13 protein-coding genes and 2 pseudogenes are annotated in these 19,067 nt (G+C 49.3%); 2 read left to right on the top strand and 13 right to left on the bottom strand.

Annotation, left to right across the window (positions count from 1 at the left end):
- Positions 1–44: 44 nt before the first annotated feature.
- Complete coding sequence (gene deoB, locus KJS69_RS07555; protein WP_213583135.1) at positions 45–1,220, bottom strand: phosphopentomutase; 1,176 nt, start codon at positions 1,218–1,220, stop codon at positions 45–47.
- Positions 1,221–1,407: 187 nt separating this feature from the next.
- A complete protein-coding gene (gene xerD, locus KJS69_RS07550; protein WP_213583134.1) occupies positions 1,408–2,304 on the bottom strand; it encodes a site-specific tyrosine recombinase XerD in 897 nt (298 codons plus the stop codon).
- Between the two features lie 284 nt (positions 2,305–2,588).
- Between xerD and KJS69_RS07545 the strand changes: the two genes are divergently transcribed.
- The gene (locus KJS69_RS07545; protein ID WP_213583133.1) at positions 2,589–3,407 is read left to right on the top strand and encodes an MBL fold metallo-hydrolase; all 819 of its coding nucleotides are present in this window, start codon (positions 2,589–2,591) and stop codon (positions 3,405–3,407) included.
- A gap of 93 nt (positions 3,408–3,500) precedes the next feature.
- Here the strand turns inward: KJS69_RS07545 and KJS69_RS07540 are convergent, their stop codons facing one another.
- The 6 genes from KJS69_RS07540 to KJS69_RS07515 all read right to left on the bottom strand — a co-directional run bounded on the left by KJS69_RS07540 (position 3,501) and on the right by KJS69_RS07515 (position 8,252).
- Positions 3,501–3,734, bottom strand: coding sequence for a DUF4227 family protein (locus KJS69_RS07540; RefSeq protein ID WP_213583132.1), 234 nt, complete (start codon positions 3,732–3,734; stop codon positions 3,501–3,503).
- Between the two features lie 115 nt (positions 3,735–3,849).
- Positions 3,850–4,965 carry an alanine dehydrogenase gene (gene ald / locus KJS69_RS07535; RefSeq protein WP_213583131.1) on the bottom strand — a complete coding sequence of 372 codons (1,116 nt, stop codon included), beginning with the start codon at positions 4,963–4,965 and terminating at the stop codon, positions 3,850–3,852.
- Between the two features lie 157 nt (positions 4,966–5,122).
- Positions 5,123–5,611, bottom strand: a complete 489-nt coding sequence (fur, locus tag KJS69_RS07530; RefSeq protein WP_213583130.1) for a ferric iron uptake transcriptional regulator — start codon at positions 5,609–5,611, stop codon at positions 5,123–5,125.
- Positions 5,612–5,777: 166 nt separating this feature from the next.
- On the bottom strand, positions 5,778–6,446 hold the full coding sequence (gene spoIIM / locus KJS69_RS07525) for a stage II sporulation protein M (protein WP_213583129.1): 669 nt from the start codon (positions 6,444–6,446) through the stop codon (positions 5,778–5,780).
- Between the two features lie 70 nt (positions 6,447–6,516).
- Positions 6,517–7,695 (bottom strand): endonuclease Q family protein, encoded by a 1,179-nt coding sequence (locus KJS69_RS07520; RefSeq protein ID WP_213583128.1) that lies wholly within the window; start codon positions 7,693–7,695, stop codon positions 6,517–6,519.
- On the bottom strand, positions 7,692–8,252 hold the full coding sequence (locus KJS69_RS07515; protein WP_213583127.1) for an NUDIX hydrolase: 561 nt from the start codon (positions 8,250–8,252) through the stop codon (positions 7,692–7,694). The genes KJS69_RS07520 and KJS69_RS07515 overlap by 4 nt, the downstream gene beginning before the upstream one ends.
- 81 nt (positions 8,253–8,333) lie before the next feature.
- Between KJS69_RS07515 and mciZ the strand changes: the two are divergent.
- A pseudogene (gene mciZ / locus KJS69_RS30220) lies at positions 8,334–8,414 on the top strand (Z-ring formation inhibitor MciZ); the annotation flags it as partial.
- Positions 8,415–8,478: 64 nt separating this feature from the next.
- Here mciZ and KJS69_RS07510 read toward each other — a convergent pair.
- The 5 genes and pseudogenes from KJS69_RS07510 to KJS69_RS07490 form a co-directional block, all read right to left on the bottom strand.
- Positions 8,479–9,828, bottom strand: a complete 1,350-nt coding sequence (locus KJS69_RS07510; protein ID WP_213583126.1) for a DUF3866 family protein — start codon at positions 9,826–9,828, stop codon at positions 8,479–8,481.
- Between the two features lie 141 nt (positions 9,829–9,969).
- Positions 9,970–10,779, bottom strand: coding sequence for an OmpL47-type beta-barrel domain-containing protein (locus tag KJS69_RS07505; RefSeq protein ID WP_213583125.1), 810 nt, complete (start codon positions 10,777–10,779; stop codon positions 9,970–9,972).
- 299 nt (positions 10,780–11,078) lie between these two features.
- Positions 11,079–12,527 carry a glycan biosynthesis hexose transferase WsfD gene (wsfD, locus tag KJS69_RS07500; protein ID WP_213583124.1) on the bottom strand — a complete coding sequence of 483 codons (1,449 nt, stop codon included), beginning with the start codon at positions 12,525–12,527 and terminating at the stop codon, positions 11,079–11,081.
- 195 nt (positions 12,528–12,722) lie between these two features.
- Positions 12,723–13,275: pseudogene (locus KJS69_RS07495) on the bottom strand (transposase).
- 457 nt (positions 13,276–13,732) lie between these two features.
- Positions 13,733–19,033 (bottom strand): family 10 glycosylhydrolase, encoded by a 5,301-nt coding sequence (locus tag KJS69_RS07490; RefSeq protein ID WP_213583123.1) that lies wholly within the window; start codon positions 19,031–19,033, stop codon positions 13,733–13,735.
- Positions 19,034–19,067: the final 34 nt, after the last annotated feature.

Raw genomic sequence — 19,067 nt, 5'->3', positions numbered from 1 at the left:
GTATCGTCAAAAAAAGAAAACGGTCCTTCTATTCCGCATCTTTTTTACACTAATTGAGCCAGAAAGCTGGTCCCAGCTCCAACCGATTCAAGAGCATAATTATCGGCAATCGTCGCTCCCAGATCGGCGAAGGTAGCCCTTACGCCTAACGAAGAGGGAGACTTCAGGGCCGGGCTCCAGACGAGCAGCGGGACATACTCCCGGGTATGGTCCGTTCCGGAATGATAAGGATCGTTCCCATGATCCGCAGTTAGAATCAGTAAATCTTTATCCCCGATCCCTTCCATGATTTCAGGAAGCTTCCGATCGAACTCCATCAACGCCCCGGCATAGCCTTCCGGATCGCGCCTATGCCCGTATAATGAATCAAAATCGACAAGGTTAATAAATAATAACCCGCGATAATTATTCTTCATCCGGTTTATGGTCTTGGTTATTCCATCGGCATTGCTCGTCGTGCGCAAAGCCTCAGTAACCCCCTCACCGGAGTAAATGTCATTTATTTTACCGACTGCGATACAATCGAAGCCGGCATCCTTCAGCTTATTCATGACGGTAGCATTCGGCGGCTTCACCGCATAATCGTGACGGTTCGCCGTGCGAGTAAACTGCCCCGGAGAGCCAACATATGGACGGGCGATCACCCGGCCAACAGCGTACTCGTCGCTAAGGGTCAATTCTCGGGCAATCTCGCAAGCCCGATACAGCTCCTCCAACGGAATAACCTCTTCATGGGCAGCCAATTGAAACACGCTGTCTGCCGATGTATAAACTATCCACGCTCCGGTCTTCATCTGCTCTTCGCCCAGCTCGCGGATAATCTCGGTGCCGGATGCCGGCCTATTGCCTATCACCTTCCTGCCTGTTCTCCTCTCGAACTCTTGAATCAAGCCTTTGGGAAATCCGTTCGGGTAAGTCTGAAAAGGGATCGTTACGTTCAATCCCATCAGCTCCCAGTGGCCTGTCATCGTATCTTTTCCTACGGATACTTCAGCCATTTTACCGTAGTAGCCGGCAGGCTTCTCAACCGGTGGAACCCTCATCAGCTTCTCTATATTTCCCAGGCCAAGCTTTTGCAAGTTAGGCAGCGAGAATGAATCGATCCGTTCGGCCAGGTGACCAAGAGTATGCGACCCCATGTCTCCAAAGCGATCGGCATCGGGGAGCTCCCCAATCCCGACACTGTCGAGGACAATGAGGCAAATTCGTTCAAATTTCATGTCGTTATTCTCTCCTTTCATTCCTTTGTCCGTTGGGAACGACTGCGGTTCGCCGTTCGTTACAAAGCGAAAACTCGCCCTGGAAGCCTCTTTCTTAATTCCATGGCTTTATCCCTCGGTGCCAACAATATAGAGCAGCGCCTTCCTTCCACGAGTCCATTTTCGATAAATTTCAACGCTTAACTCACTACCACTTGGCCCGCGGGTGAGATCGATCATATACTTCTTTCATGCGTGTTCTGGATACATGAGTATAAATTTGAGTCGTCGAAATGTCCGAATGACCGAGCATTTCTTGAACCGCCCGCAAATCCGCCCCGTTGTCCAATAAATGAGTGGCAAAGGAATGACGGAGCGTATGCGGAGTAATCTCTTTAGTAATGAGCGCTTCACGCGCATATTGTTTAATAATCTTCCAAAAGCCCTGCCTCGTCATTCCCGTCCCGCGCCGATTTAAAAATAAAGTGGAATCGGCTTGAGCAGGCTTGAGCAATTGCGGCCTTCCGGTGGACAAATATTCATTAAGCCATTCCGTGGCCGTACGGCCTACAGGAATGATCCGTTCTTTCGAGCCTTTGCCGATGCAGCGAACAAATCCCATTCCCAGGTTAACATTTCCAACCTCCAGGGAGATAAGCTCGCTCACCCGAATTCCGGTAGCATATAATAATTCCAGCATTGCCTTGTCGCGCAGCCCCGCCGCCGTTGAGCTTTGAGGAGTTTCCAGCAGCCGCTCCACTTCTTCAAAAGTTAAAATTTTGGGCAGCTTTTTCTCCTGGCGAGGGGACTCCATGTGGGCGGATGGATCCTTGGTTATCGTGCGTTCCTGCAGCAGAAAACGATGAAACGAACGAATGGACACCATTGTCCGGGATAATGTCGAGGACGCTTTTCCCTTTTTTTTGAGGTGAAGCAGATAGCCCTGCACATCCGCAGGAGCAAGACCGTCCAAAGAAGTGATGCCCGTGTCCCGCAAGTAGTCAATGTATTGGCTTAAGTCTCTCTCATACGCTTCGAGCGTATTAGAGGAAAGACCTCTCTCCACAGATAGAAAATGGATAAAAGATTGCAAATGAAGCTTCATTATAACCTAAACTCCCAACCCTCAAATAGTATAAGCTTTAGTTCGGTTGACGGTTTCATCGCCAAAAGCTTCGTAAACATAACTGCAGCTAATATACTAAAATTCGCCATTATTTCGTTCTTTCCTGCTTGATTTTCCAACCAACACAAAAAGACGACTCCCGGCAAAAAGTGCTGGAAATCGATTCTTCATATGATATGATTCAATATATCAGGCTTGGAAGCGATTCCGCTTCCGGACTAATTTTGTATATCCTCTTAATAAAGAAAGGGGTTTTTTGCGACATGAAAATCCACGTACTAGGAACAGCGGCGGCGGAAGGATTCCCTAGTCCGCACTGCAAATGCACCCATTGCGAAAAAGCTAGGAAGCTGGGCGGGCGAAATATCCGCACACGCAGCTCTGTCATTATCGACGATACTATTAAAATTGATTATCCCGCGGACACCTTGTTACACGCCTTCAGAGACCAGATTGATCTTACCGTGATCGAGCATTTGCTGTTTACGCACACTCATTATGATCATTTTTGCCCCGAAGATCTGCACAACCGAATCGAAGGGTATGCCCACGGATTCGAGCATGCGCTGAAAATTTACGGAAACGACCTGGTCATCCATAAAACGCGCCAAGTGCTGCCTGCACACAGCAAACGTCTGTCCTACCATCGCCTGCTCCCCTATCATACGATTAAGTTAGGCGAGGCGAGCGTCACTCCGCTGCTGGCCGATCATGACCGCTACGAGACGTGTTATTTATACTATATCGAGAAGAATGGAAAACATATGCTTCACGGACATGATACGGGGTGGTTTCCGGAAGAAACCTGGCAATGGCTGCAGGGAAAGCCAATCGATCTGGCGCTGTTAGATTGCACTAATGGACAACTGACGACAAGCAAGCGGGAAATCAACCACATGAACGTGGAGACCGTGCGGGAGGTAAAGCGGCGGTTGCAGGAGGAGAGTAATTTGGGAGAGAACTCCGTTGTTTTTGCAACCCATTTTTCTCATAATTGCGGATTGCTTCACGATGATTTGGTGCAAATCTTCCAGCCTGACGGAATTCAGGTTGCTTATGACGGAATGATTGTTCAGTTGTAATTCATCCTGGCACAATCAAGTATCCTGCCCTTTGGACAAGATGCAGGATCGACGATCTCCCGGCTATACCAGTAGAACATTGACAGCTTGCGACTATTGGCCATACCAGTAGAACATTCGCAGCCTGTCGATCATTCCATCCGGATGCGTGGCCGGGTCACCCGGATGAAAAACCTTAACTGCCCTGCCCCCGGGCTCGCGGTATCTGTCCATAGGCTGAATCCATTCGGTAATGACGGCTAGCAATAGATACATCAAATAAGTAAGAATTACGAAAGTGACCAGAAATTTAAATCTCTGCACCCATTTACGGACCGACAAGATCATTACGCATTCCTCCATCCATTCCCTGTTATGGATATACTTATGATCTTGTCCGTCCGGGTATGCTCGGACCCTTCAAGAGCCGGAAAATAGTTGAATGACTACTTATGAACTTGCCTTACAAGAGGTCAGAAAGCTTCGTATAGGGCAGTGATACCGCTTGAGCAATAGCCGGATGCGTTACCGCTCCACGGTAAGTATTGAGTCCAAAAGCAAGCGCCGAATTTAATCGGGCGGCTTCCTCCACCCCGGAACCGGCAAGCTCCATTGCGTAAGGTAGAGTGACATTGGTCAGCGCCAGCGTAGACGTGCGAGGAACCGCTCCAGGAATGTTCGGCACCGCGTAGTGGACCACTCCATGCTTCACATAGGTAGGCTGGCTATGCGTTGTTGCCCGATTGATTGTGGCAATCGTTCCTCCCTGATCAATCGCCACATCGACAATAACCGCTCCCGGTTTCATGGTGCTGACCATCTCTTCCGTAACCAGCTTGGGCGCCTTAGCGCCTGGAATCAGAACGGCTCCGATCAGCAGATCCGCCTTACGAACCGCTTCGGCAATATTATACGAATTGGACATTAACGTATGAAGCCTGCCGCCAAATACGTCATCCAAATAACGCATCCGATCCGCGCTTTTTTCGACGATGACCACATTAGCTCCCATGCCAAGAGCTATTTTGGCCGCGTTCGCACCGACGATCCCTCCGCCAAGAATGACGACGTCTGCCGGAGGAACCCCCGGAACGCCTCCAAGCAAAACCCCGCTCCCGCCATGAAAATGCTCCAAAAACCGCGCACCTAATTGAACCGACATCCGTCCAGCCACTTCACTCATAGGCGTCAATAAGGGAAGACTTCCATTAGGAAGCTGGATGGTCTCATACGCTACAGAGGTCACTCCGGTTTCCACCAGCTTGTGCGCCAAAGCTTCCGCTGCGGCCAGATGAAGATAGGTAAACAAAATCAAACCGCTGCGAAAGTAACCAAATTCCGAAGCAAGCGGTTCCTTTACTTTCATAATCATTTCCGAACGGGCCCATACCTCTGCCGCATCATTCACGATGCTTGCCCCTGCCTGACGATATTCCTCGTCGGTAAATCCGCTTCCTTGACCGGCACTGGCTTCCACCAGCACCTGGTGTCCTTTCCCGGACAGCACCGATGCCCCCGCAGGTGTCAACGATACTCTGTATTCATTGTCTTTAATCTCTTTTGGAACGCCAATAATCATAACCTATCTCCTCTCTTTCGGTACAAAAAACGCCTTGACTCTTTCACCGATCCGGTTTATTTCATCAGCCTTAGAACATTCATAGGTTTCGGCAGCCATAATGAAAATATGTATTAGCAAAAAAGCAACAAAAAACACTCTCCAGCTAACTCAGGGCTTAAGAGTGTTTAATTCTGCTTTTGACCGGAGCGGCGGTTTGTTCTTTTCCTTTGCCGATGCAGCGGTGACAGATGCCTTGAAAGTCCAATCGGTGGTCCAGCACTTTAAACGAGAATTCCTCCTCGAGTCTTTCTTCCAGCGGTCCGAGCCAATCTTCCATAATCTCATCTACCGCCCCGCATTGAACACATATTAAGTGGTGATGGTGGTGATGAGAACTATCGTTACGCAAATCGTAACGGGCCACTCCATCGCCGAAGTTCATTTTCTCCAATACATGCAATTCGCTTAACAATTCCAAGGTTCGATAGACGGTTGCCAGACCAATATCGGGGTATTTATCCTTGACCAGCATGAATACTTCCTCTGCGCTCAGATGGTCTTCTTCATTCTCCAACAAAACGCGAACAGTCGCTTCTCGCTGGGGAGTCAACTTGTAACCTTGAGACTGAAGCTGCTGTTTAATCTTCTCAATCCGCGTTTCCATTCTCCTCCCCCTTACCAATCCGCAAAGCAATGACCGGCTTCCCGTGTCATTTATTTAACATTATAGGGTGATGTAGAAGGGAAAGTCAAACATTTTACCGCACAGGCTTCCAATAATAGGAATTCCTCTCTATAGTAGTATTTGAAGTTCTTCCAATAAATGATCCCTACAGGAGGGAGACGATCTTCTCCGGAAGCTCTGCGAGCGAAATCAGATAAGGGGTTACCCATTTCATCATGATTGGGCTGACATAGGCTTCAAAAAGGGAGACGATAACGACAGCGAGCGCTAGAGTAAGGGTCGTTGTCGAATATTTGATAAAAAGCGGATAGACGCTTCCCGTTCGTTGAATGAACCGATTTTTGACCAGTTGGATCGAGAAGCTCATCGCAGCAACACTGGCAGCCACAATGACCGGAATTAAAACCATGTTCTGGGGAGCTATCGATGTAAGGGCGAACAGCATGCCTTTCCAGGAAAACTGGCCAACCATAAACCCGACACTAAAGCCAATCAGCACTCCTTTGATAAAATCAAGGGCGAAGATAAACGGCAGGCCGATGACGGACAACCCCAGAATCCAGATCAAGGCTACCCATTTCAGGTTTAACGATACCGCCTGAAAAAAAGTTTGTTTGGCGGCAACATCGCCCTCCGCACCTGTATCGATCGTATGGAAAAAATGGCCCAGATGCCGCACAATCTCCTGCTTTTGCTCCAGCGTCAGAGCATTGACCATAACCGCTCCAAAGATAACCCCGGTAATAAACAGTATCGACACGAACACATAGTATGATAGCTGGTCTTTTGAATACATGCGCAGGTCTTTCGGCATGTGGCTTCCTCCTCTTGTCCCATTATTGAATCTTATGAGATGAGGAGGAAAAGTATTCTATCAAACGAAATCAAGACAGCTTGTTAACCTTTCCATAGTGCCCGCCTCCGCCGTCCTGCACGGACAGCTTCCCGTCTCTGGCCTGCTTAATATATTCGGCGATTTCTTCTCCAACGACTTCCGCCAACTGCTCCGGAGCGACGTGGTGGAGAACATTCATTTCGGTGCCGAATCGGTCCAGCAGACGATTGAGCTTGCCGGGGCCCAGTCCGGGAATGAACTCCAGCGGCACCTGAAAGTGATAGGGGGGCCGGACAATCCCGGTGGGTGCTGAATCCCGGTCAGACAGCTCCATGATCCGGTCCCAGACTCCGCGTACTATTTTGCGGCTGCCGCAGCAGGGGCACCGCTCTTCCGCCGAATGGGATTCCTCGAGAATCGTGTCACATTGGGAACAGAAAGTCCGGTGATACTTGCCAAGCCGCGGATTCAATCCATAATTGGCGGTGACCGCTCTTCCTTCCCGGCCGGACAAGGCGAGAACCAGTTCCTGGAAGGAAGGCTCCTTCATTGCCATCTGGTTATATTCACGGCCGATTTTACCCAGGGAATGGGCGTCGGAATTCGTTACGAAGGACAGCGGATCCAGTTCGGAGATTCCGCCGGCCATTTCCGTATCGGAGCTTAGCCCCAATTCGACCGCCGCAACGTTGTCGGGATCCAGCAGCTCGGAAATCCGGGATGTGCAGCTCCCATAGACGCTCTTATGCGGGGTAAAGATGTGGGCGGGAATAACGATGCCGCCGCGAGCTATGACTTCCTGCTGAAGCACCCTGGCCGGAACGTAGATGCGCTGTGAGCTGAGCCCCACATTTTTCATATGCTTGCTCATCCACTCCGTGAACCGGCGCATATCGTCGAGGGTCGGCAAATAGGCCAGAAGGTGTGCGGGGCCCATCCCTGGATCGCGAACTTCAATCTCGCTGCCGAGCATAATGGTCGTATCGTGGTAGCGAATGCCGCCCCCGGCGATCTCGCTCATTTCACCCTTGTCCAAATAAGCGATAATCTCTTCCTGCACGGTGGGGGATTGACTGTCAATAATACCGATCATTTCTATCCCTTTGCGCTCCGATGCTTCTTTGGCAATATTATAAAAGGTCAGGTTGCGGGCTGCGCTGATCTTCACCGCGCTGCCTTTCTCCGTTCTTCCGATATGAATGTGCAGATCGACAAAATAACGGTTCACAGGAAGGACCCCGTCAGCCGATAAATCTGCCACGCATATACGGCCGCGATTGTCTTGGCATCGCTGATGCGGCAATCGGCAATATACTGCTTCGCTTCCTCGAGCGTCAGCGCTTCGCAGTCGAGAAATTCATCTTCATCCAGCTTGGCCTCTCCCGGCACCAGATCTTCAGCGACGAATAAATGCAGCAGCTCGTCGGCAAAGCCTGGCGATGTATAGAAGGAGCTGATAGGCCGGATGGAGCCGCAGCGATATCCGGTTTCTTCCTCCAATTCCCGCTTGGCCGCATCGACAGGCTCTTCGCCCGGGTCCAGCTTGCCTGCCGGAATTTCAACCTGGCTCCTGCCTAGCGGCTTGCGGTACTGTTCGACTACGAGCATTTTATCATCCAACAGCGCCAGGATGCAGACCGCGCCAGGATGTCTGACGATTTCCCGGGCTGCGGTTTCCCCATTTGGCAACCGTACCCGATCCACCTGCAGTGAAATCACCTTTCCTTCAAAAATTTTCTCGCTTTCCAGCGTTACTTCTTCAAATTTATTGTTGGCGGATGTCATGTCAATCCCTCTTTTCCAAAATGTGAGTATAACTTGTCCTGCCATTCCATATCTTTTTATTATACCACGATCCTAACAGGAATGAGGGCAGGTCAAATGAAAAGTTATACCGTCCATGACCAGCTGAGACTGGTCGGAAAAGCTTGGGAAATCCGCCATTACCTAAAGCGGACGATCAACCATACCGATGGGGGACAGCGATCTCTGTCCGAATGGCTGACAGGCCTCACCCACGACTCTCTGACCCGGCTTGATAATAGGGATACCTCCATAGATGCCAGCCGAGATGAGCGGCAGCGGCTGCGCCGAGGAAGAAAGCGGGATCCTCGTCCCATCCCCTTCCCATCGTCAGAATAGGCTTAGGATAGGCCCGCAAGGATTCCTCCAATAAAGCACGGGTATTTCCGCCCAGCCATAATAATTCATGCTGATCGGTACAGCCGGATTGTTCTGCCTGCTTGTTAATCCGATTTTTTTGCCACGGCTCCAAATCTTCCGGCAAGGGCAGCATAGCCCGATGCGCAGCGACCTTCGTCAAGGTGGTCAGGATATGATGGCTTAACCCGTGGTGGCGTTCCCTCGGATCGGCAAAGCTGAGTCTCGGAATAACGATGGGGCGGCCCCCGAGAACAGCGGCGGCATTAAGGACTTCCCCCGCTTCTATCCCGCTGTAGCCGTAGATCGTTCCGGTTCCGGCAATTCCCGGGCCCATCGTCACGATAATCAGATCGGCTTCGAGAATATGTTTGGCAGCCAAAAGAGCCGTATATTTATTGACGGCTTCAATATCGCCTCCAATCGCATGACCATAAGTGACCGTCCCGGCCAACCAGCCGCTGTCGGTCATCAAGGAAACATGGCTGCTGAAGGCGAGCGGCAAGGCCCCTCCGTCAGTCATGACATAGACGACCCTTGGCATCCGATCCGCATATTCGGCCCGAGCCAAAGATCGAAGCCAGCACATCGCGACCGGCAGCATGCTGTGAAGCTCACCGATCAATACAGGTGTGCCCTCCAGGCTGCGCTCTTCCGTAAAGAGCTGATGGTGCTCGCTTCCTTCTTCCTCTGCTGCAAGAACCGCAGTCTGTATCGGGGTATAGCGCAGCTTCATGATATGGCCGTCTTTCCGCTTGCTGGGGTAGCTGCTCACCTCTGATCCAGCTTCCGACTGCGGCAAGGATGACTGGCTTCGATCGCTATCATCGGCAGGGGCCCCTTGCTTTACCGCGGTGGCGATGATCGGCCTGTCGAATCCGGCGGCCCATCGCTCGGAGAGCCTTTCCTCCGCTTCCAGACAGCGAATGGACCATTGGGCTCGCCCGTGCGCCGACTGTCGAATCCATTCGCCGTCGCGGATCACCGCGTTGACGAAATCAACTCCCCCGCTCCCTAGCTGCAAATCCGCAGCGGTCCGGTTAAGCAATACGGTATCACCCGGAATAACAGGGGAATGGAGCTTCGTATATACAACTGCTTTAGTCAGGCTCAAGTCACGGGCAAGTCGCACCCATACTTCCTGATAGCCCCCTCTCCGCTCCGAATCCTTGATCACCCTTCCCCACTCCCATGCGACCATGCCGATTCCTCCCGCCATAGCTTTATCGTATATGTATGTGTCCTGTACTATCCTGATAACGATTTTGCCGCAATAAAAAAATCACATAAAACGAACCCCCTTAACAAAGGAGGTTCGTTCGCCTGTAGATTGTATGTTTTGTTATAGCGCCCGCGCGATGCGCAGCAAAATCGTCGCTGCTTCGCTGGCAATATGTTTGCCGGCTTGCGCCTCTACCTGATTGATAAAGCTTTTGGCATTGCCTTGCTCCAGCTTGCTCTGCAGGCTGTTGGCAATCCCTTTATTGTCGATCCAGCCGTCGTTATAAAATTTTTGCACTAGCGCCTTCAAGCTGTCCAGACTAGCGGCAACTTGGAAACGAACGGTTCTGCTTGCCGTATTGCCCGCCAAATCAGCGGCCGTAACCATAAATTCATGCATTCCCGGCTCCAGCTGGTACAAGTCGATCACAGCACTGGCCTGCACTGCTTTGCCATCCAGCAGCGCCACAGTCTTGGAGACATCTGCGCCCGATAAAGCGTCGCTTACTGCGAACTGCAGCGTTACTTGCTCGGCGCTCGTATACGTTCCGTCAACCGGAGAAGCGATCGTGATGACAGGAGGGGCTGCATCGATCTGGAAGCTGACCGCCTTCGCCTCTTCCACGTTTCCTTCCCTGTCTGTCGAACGGTAGCTGACGCTGTAGCGGCCATCCTTGTCAAAAACAAGCGGCTGCGTATAGGTCTGCCAGCTCGTACCGCCATCCAGGCTGTATTCGGTTTGCGCAATGCCAGATTCCTCATCCTCCGGCGTCAGGCTGACCGTTACCGGCTGTTTGTACCAGCCATTCTGCCCATCCGGCTGTTCCGGCGAAATTGCAGCAGCTGTGACTGGAGCCGTCCGGTCTGTCTTCTTATACTCAAAACGTACTGTTTGCGGCTCCGCGTGTAGGCGAAGGAGCAGCGCTGACAATCGACCGCAATCATACATTACTTTTGACCGGAATCCGCTCTTTTTCAATCATCGACTGCAATCATACAGTAAAGTCTTTCGATAAATCCAATTTCGGGCCTGAATGGCCGAATCTACTTTATATTTGCAGTAGATCTGTCGAAATGAGATCAAAAGTCACCCATCGACTGCACTATTGCATTCCTTCATAAAATTTGGAAAGAGGGTTTCACCACAATGAACAGGTTGTACATAAACTTCCTTTGCAAAGTCCCGTGCTATTCAATTGAATCAATAGCCTTAATCAGGATCCAAATGCACTAATTATCGGCTGAGTGAAGATAACGGAATCGCTTGCGTCTTTGAACGAGAGTATCCACCGCCCATACCACGCCTGTGACAAACATAATATCAAAGCAGACGTTAAACAAAAATAAATGCTTAGCCAGATCCGCTTCCCCGTCCCCGATCACCGGAACAATAAATTGGATGGCTCCTATTAGGGCAATAGCCATTTGCAGCTCCAGATAGATTTTCGTGCCCGGTCTTTTGGTTTCCATATACCAGCTTATCCAAACGAGGAAAAAAGCCGCATAGAAAATAATAAGGAACACCAGCTTATTGGGAAGGACATGCACCTTGAATTTGCTCCATAACGTGAAGGCGTGAGAGAGCGCGCCGGGAGCCCGGTTCTCTGACATCTCATAATTTCCTAAATAGGATGGCTTGATGATAAATGCCTGACTGGCCGTCGCCTGCAGCTTCTCCCAATAACGAACCGGATGCTTCAGATAGAACAAAGCAATTTTGAGATGGCCGACGTTGTCGTTCAGCTGTTGCTCGAATTCGGGAGATTTAATATCTATTGGCAGATCAGGAACAAAATAATTCGTATTGGCCAGAACAGCCCATTCGGGGTTTAGTCCGAGCTCCTCCAAATCTTGCTGCGGATTCGGAGAGTCCTTTAAGACTCCATAAAAAACAGTCTGATATTTATTAATAATTTTGATGCTGCTGTCGTGCGACAAAAAAACGACGGCGGATGTCAGCAAAAGCAAGACCGTTCCGGAGATTACTACCCCCCTCCATTTGACTCCTTCCCTCAGCTTGACAAAACGAAGACTAAGCAACAGCAGCACAATTCCGACAGGGGCATTCTGAACCTTGGCCCCAATCAGAAAGATAGCTGACAAGTAAAACCCGATCAACAGTCCGAGGGCAGGACGTTCTCGCAATGTCAGCGCCGTGCCAAAAGCGGCGGTCAGCAAAAGAAATAGCATCGAGACCGGCTCTCCGAACAAAGAGTTAAAATACGCAGCATAAGCTCCGTCCACAAATACGAGCACAAGCATTACAGCAAGCGCCCAGCGGGTCCAGGCTGAGTTGTCCCGATGTTCGTTAACAATCCGGTATAAGGCCGTTATCAAAATCAGAATATATAGCGCCGACAGGATACGAATATCATAAACCTCGGCATGAAACCATTGCTGAACCCAAGCGGTCAGCTTGACCAAGAGGGCCTGGGAGGATAAATAACCTCCCAAAGCCGTCAAAGCATTATGATTAATGGCATATTGGCTAAAAAAGTAGGTGAAATATTTATCCTCTTTTGCTACAGGCAAGTAGTCCAATCCCGCTGATTCCATAATCCTCTCAAAGTCCCCGTTATTCGCCATCCCTACTAACGGCTTAACCATTAACAAATAAGTTAATATGACAGCGGCCACGACAACGACAATCATTTCCGGCTTCCATAGCTTTGGCTTCATTCCTATTTCCTTACCCCCCTTTTCCTATCTCCTTATCCCTATTGAGACTCCCACGGCTAAAGCCGCAAGCGCTACACCTTACCGTGCGACGGGTGGGATTCTTGCATGACTAAGCGTTCGCAGTCATTTCTGTTTTGAACAGCCTGCAAGATGAGGGCATCCCATTGCCCCTCCTAAGACAGTGCCTATAGCATCTTAGGCTGATTGACTGTCACCATCAATCACAGGTGCATAACGAATATTCATGGCACCTACTAGATCCCTGTGCTTCTTAAACCCACATTTACACTTATACGTACGGTCTTGTGCCTTGTTCTTGGCAGAACATTTAGGACAGGTTTGACTCGTATAAGCGGGATGGACATATTCGACTTTCATTCCTTCTAGTTTGGCTTTGTATTTAATGAATGGGAGAGGCGGTAGAATGACCAGGTATGCAGGAATTCAAAGAATAGTTTTGATTATTCCATACGGAAACCGGCTTTTTCAAAACAGGTATCCTCTCAAATTTCTTCTTCTTCAATTTCTTGAACACACTCTTTGCATCTTGGATGGCTTGGTTTTTGACTGCACTTGGGAGCTGAGCAGGGATATCCTTGCTGGACTTCTTGGTGCTTTTCTTCTCAGCAACCATTACCGACACCAGAGTATTGATTGTGGAAATATAAGTTTGACTCATTTCACGCAAAATTGTTGCTTGTTCTTTTGTAGGAAGCAACTTGACCTTAACCGTGATCATTTGGGACATGAGGCCTCACCTCCCCTTAATTCTATCCATAATATGGACAGGACTTGATGGTATAGTGAATAGAAACGTGTGTTCTTATGTATCCCTATTCTACTCGTTAGATTGATAAACTACAAGATAGATAGCAAATAGATATAAAAAACTTCGGATACTTAGTAAGTACCACAAACCTTACGGTTTTAGTGGTACACCGTATCTGACCTCACTGTCATCCCATGCCTCAAGACCACCCTTCATGGGCTTTCCTGTTCGGAATATCTGTAAATGGTCTACCTATATCTTTACCCTGGATCCGCATCTTCAAACACCTGTTGGAAATAGCAGGCTGAAAGCGCACCAAAGAAAATTGTTAATAACTTTTATTGATTTTCACTTCCGTGAAAGTGTAATTTCACGGAAAAGATAACAACCTTAGCCCGGTTGAATTCCGGACTAAGGTTGTTTAATCGTTTATAGCTTAGATTAATGTATCCAGCATCCTCAACAGCATGACTACGGCTTCTGCCCTTGTAGCCTGTTCATTCGGTGCAAATTGATTGCCTTCCCGTCCGCGGATGATTCCTTCCTGGGCGGCTGCGGCTACGTATCCTTTGGCCCAGACAGGGATGTCGGCATCATCGGCAAAAGACGTAGAATGGTTGGACTGTACTTCTACGGTTAGTGCACGGATGATCATGGCCGCCATTTCCGCACGACTGATCTGCGCATCCGGACGGAAGCTGCCGTCCTCATAGCCATTGATTATTCCCGCTTTTACCGCCAGAGATATGGCCGGTTGCGCCCATTCGCCAATCTGATTGCGGTCGGTAAAGGCCAGAGGCTCTTCGTTGCCCTCTAACTGGAGCGCCCGTGCCAGCATCACTGTAAATTCCGCCCGGCTGATCGTCTTATCCGGATGGAAGGTATGGTCGGGATAGCCATTAGTTAGGCATTGCTGAATAGCTTCCTTAATTTGCTTCTCCGCCCAATGTCCTTGGATGTCGGTTAATTGAACATTGACGCAAGCCGGCTCTTCCATTACCGGTTTCTCAACGGCGAACACCGCGAATTTTGCGAAGTGATCTACTTCCGAAGTCACTTTTCCATCCTTCGCCGTTCCGCCAATTTCAAACCATTCGCGTTCATCTTCATCGAAATAGAAGATGGACGGGATTTGGTTCTCGCCAACTTTGCTTGGATCGTAAGCGATTGTAAGCGTCACTGGCTTCTTGAAATTGCCTTTGAAATCCTTCACTATTTCGAAAACGGAACTGACGAGCTCATTTTCAGGCATAGGCACGTTTAACGGGAAGATCCATTTCCGGATCGTTAATTGCATGTCTTGATCATACGCGTCTTCCGGAATGATAATTAATACATCCTCACCGAGTCTGGCTGTTCCGCTGCTTCCTGCTTTCAATATCACAGTGCTTGATGGCGGCAGATAGATAGCGCCCCCGCCACTGGAACTCGCTCTAACGATGACGTTGACTGCGGCTCGAATATGATCCGGATTTCCAACTCCATCCGGCAATTTCAGCTCGCCTGCGAACACATACGTGCCGGCTTTATGACCGTCATAGGCCGGGGTGCCACCATCCCAAGTTATTGCCGCATCTGTTGTTGTATCATCGCTTAAAGTAACTTTAACGCTCGAAGGCAGGTTCAAGTCTGAGCGTTTGGTTCCATATCTGACCGAGATGTCGGCTATTGCCGATGCTTCTTTCACGATAACCCGCTCGGCCTTAACGATAACCCGAACTTTTGCCTGAATATGATCCGGATTTCCAACTCCATCCGGCAATTTCAGCTCGCCTGCGAACACATACGTGCCGGCTTTATGACCGTCATAGGCCGGGGTGCCTTCATCCCAAGTTATTCCCGCATCTGTTGTTGTATCATCGCTTAAAGTAACCTTAACGCTCGAAGGAAGGTTCAAGTCTGAGCGTTTGGTTCCATATTTGACAGAGATGTCGGCTATTGCCGATGCTTCTTTCACGATAACCCGCTCGGCCTTAACGATAACCCGAACTTCCGCCTGAATATGGTCCGGATTTCCAACTCCATCCGGCAATTTCAGCTCGCCTGCGAACACATACGTGCCGGCTTTATGACCGTCATAGGCCGGGGTGCCTTCATCCCAAGTCACGGTTGCTTTCGTCGTGGAATCATCATTCAAAGTAACCACGACACTGGAAGGCAGCTTCAAATCGGTTAATGCGGTTCCATAGTCTACAGAAATATCATCCAGTGGTTCTGCTTCTTTCGCATAGACAGGGCCGGCTTTAACAATGACACTCACTTTCGCTTGAATGTTATCGGGATTGTTGACTCCTTCGGGAATATCCAACTCGCCCGAGAATTCATACGTACCTGCTTGATTGCCGTCATAAGCGGGAGTACCGCCGTCCCAAGTCACTGCGACATTTACTTTTGTACCGTCATTCAATGTGATTTCGACACTGGAAGGCAGCTTCAGGTCCGCCAATGCGGTTCCATGGTCTACAAAAATGTCGGCAAGCGCGGCAGCTTCTTTCACGATAGTGCCAGTCTCCCGGGCCTTAACGATCACCCGAACTTCTGCCTGAATATTCTTTGGATTTTCAATCCCATCCGACAATTCCAGCTTGCCTGCGAACACATAGTTGCCGGCTTTATGGCCGTCATAGGCCGGGGTACCGCCATCCCAAGTCACGTTGAGGCTTGGCTTCGCTCCGTCGCTTAAGGTCACTTGAATGGTTTTGGGCAAATCCAAGCTTTCTAACGGTGTACCGTACGCAACAGAAATGTCGGATAACCCGGCGGCTTCTTCCACAATGGCTGCTTCTGTCGCAGTCACCGTCTTTTGTTCACTGAGTTCACTTTCATTATGCAATCGGTCAACCGCTGTTACCGCATAGGTATAAGTCTTGCCCAAAGTCACATCCCGGTCGACATAGGAGGCCGGATCGGACTTGCGTATTGTAGTTAAAATATGAGCGGGATTATTCTTATCCAGCACTTGATCGCCGGAAGCACGGTAGATGACATAATAGGCCGTGCCGTCATCCGTATCTGTCCATTTCAATTGAATGCCGCTTGGATGAGAGAACGCTTCTATGGCGGCAGGTGCTTCAGGCGCCTCTGTTTCTAACCAGGGCATGACCGGAACGAGTGACGGGTATTTATAGACTTCAGCGATCTTATTCCTTAATTCCGGCTTCCCTATCAAATCCCTTGTTGTAAAGTGGATGCTGCCCTTTACTTGCTCGTAGTTTAAATTATAGATCAGTTGATTCGGGATCTCGTAAGGGTCCGTAAAGTTAGCGTCCGAGCCTACCTTATAATCGGCATGACCGATATAAAGATGAGTGTTGGCGTTATGCTCTTCAATGAGTTCACTCCACCAGTCCACTAGAATTTCATACGCCGCAGGGGCAAAACCGAAGCTCCAATAGATTTGCGGAGTAACGTAGTCTATCCAGCCTTCAATGACCCACTTGCGGATATCCGCATGGAGATTATCGTAGCTTGGCTGTCCGGCGTTCGTATCCGATCCGTTAGGATCCACGCTTTTATTGCGCCATACACCGAATGGGCTAATGCCGAATTTCACGTAGTTTTTTTCCTTTTTAATTTCCTGGCTTAGATTATAGATTAAAGTATCTACATTTTGTCTGCGCCAGGCATTAATATCTCCGGGGTAATCCTTTCCATATTTGTCATATGTCGCTTGATCGGGATATCCTTCTCCATCAAATCGATTCGGGTAGAAATAGTCATCGAAATGAACACCATCGACATCATAGTTTTTAACGACTTCCATGACACCATCCGTAATATATTGTATGGCCTCCGGTACGCCCGGATCGTAATACAATTTGCCGCCATAGGACATGACCCAATCCGGGTGCTGGCGTGCCGGATGGTCTTCGACTAGTTTGCTGAGATCCGTATCCATACTGATCCGATACGGATTGAACCAGGCATGGAATTCAAGATTGCGCTTATGCGCTTCCTCGATCATAAACGCTAACGGATCGTACCCGGGATCCTTCCCTTGAACGCCGGTAATCCAATGGGACCAAGGAGCCAGTTCCGATTGATAGAAGGCATCGGCCGTCGGCTTCACTTGTACGACCACCGCATTCATTCCAAGCGATTGATGAAAATCGAGCAAATCGATGAATTCCTGTTTTTGCTGCTCAGGGTCGGTTGTTGATTTGGGCCAGTCAATTCTTTCTACTGTTGAAATCCAAGCGGCCCGCAGCTCTCTTTTTGGCGGCTGAAGATTGGGGTTGTTCACGACTACAGTGTAAGTGGCACTCTTGCCTTCGTATTTTGCGGTAATGATGGAAATGCCAAGTGATTTTCCTTGAATCCATCCTTTATCATCAATAGTGGCTACACTTGGATTGCTGGAAGTAAAGGTGACGCCCTCCTGGAGCCCAACTTCAAAAGGTTCGATATTATAGGTTCCTATCACCTTGGCTTGTTTCGACTCGCCAATCTCCATTGCCGATAGTCCGGTTAATTTAATACTTTGCAGGACGGGAACCGGTATTCCAACGCTAAGCTCGAAGGAAGCCGATTTGTTTTTGTAGGATGCGCTTAGAATCGTTTTTCCAACGGACAGCGCCTCTACAAGCCCATTCTCATCGATGGTTGCCACTTCTTCATTGCTGCTTGAATAAGTCGCTCCAGTCAGAATCCGTACGGGCTCGGACACGCCTTGAATGGAAGCGTACAGCTCTGTCTGAGCTTGCTCAAACATCTGTAACTCGACAGCTCCTGTAAAATTAATCTGTTCCACAATCGGGCCATCATCGCTTACGATCAATTCATAGGTTGCGTCAAATACGCCATAGGACGCTGTAATGGTCGTTACCCCCTTGCTTATAGCAGTAACAGTGCCACTCTCATCCACGGTGGCGACATTTTCGTCACTGCTTGTGAAAGCTACTGGCTTCTGAACTAATTGAGGGGCTGTATATCCTTCACGTGTTTCGAAGACTTGCGCGGTTTGAGTTTCGCCTACCTTCATCGGAGTCAATCCAAGCAGATCTAAACCGTATAGCCCTCCCGTATCGCTGTAGAATACGCTTACACGATCGAGGAAGGCGGTTCCGGCCGTTTTATTCAGATCGTTGGTTTGTACGATATAGATCCGGCGAAGTTTAATCGGATCTGTGAAATCCGGTTTGGTCAGCCGTTCAGGAATATTGACGGTCACGTATTTCCATCCTGTCCAGTTAAAGCCTGATCCTGATGTAAAGTCGGCGACATCGGTTGTCGTATTGAACTCTGCGCGAAGCCAATGTTTATTATTTCCGTCCCCGTACACCCAAAGGCCAAGCTTGGTCGGCTTGCCTTCTAAAGTCCTGAAGTTTGCGGTTCCAGGATCCCAGAAGTTTACATATGCGGCTGCCGTGCCACTTTCTTGTACCAAGTTATAGGTTAGTTTGGCCGAATGTTTACCGTAGAGAACCGGCTCCGGTCGGCTTGCCGATTCTAATTTTCCCGTGGCTCTTATAAAAGAACCTGTGACGTCCCCCCCTTCAAAATCCTCGACCACTCGAACAATAGAAGATGGAGCTGGTTGGCTGTATGTAATCTTGGTGACCGATTCATCATCGGCTGTGTTTGTTGGGCCGTATGTAGTCCTGGTGACTGATTCATTTGCAGTGGATGCGGAACTTGCTGCAACATAATTGGCACCGCTTACAAAAGCGGACAGTAAAAGTACTAAAACCAGAATAAGTGAGATCGTACTTTTGGTTTGATGAAACCATTTCGCCAATGCCTTATTCCCTCCCATTTTTCATTTTGTGCAG

Source organism: Paenibacillus sp. J2TS4 (genome assembly GCF_018403245.1).
GTDB lineage: Bacteria > Bacillota > Bacilli > Paenibacillales > NBRC-103111 > Paenibacillus_L.
Note: the sequence above shows the minus strand (reverse complement) of the source record. Positions and strands in the feature narration are given on the sequence as shown.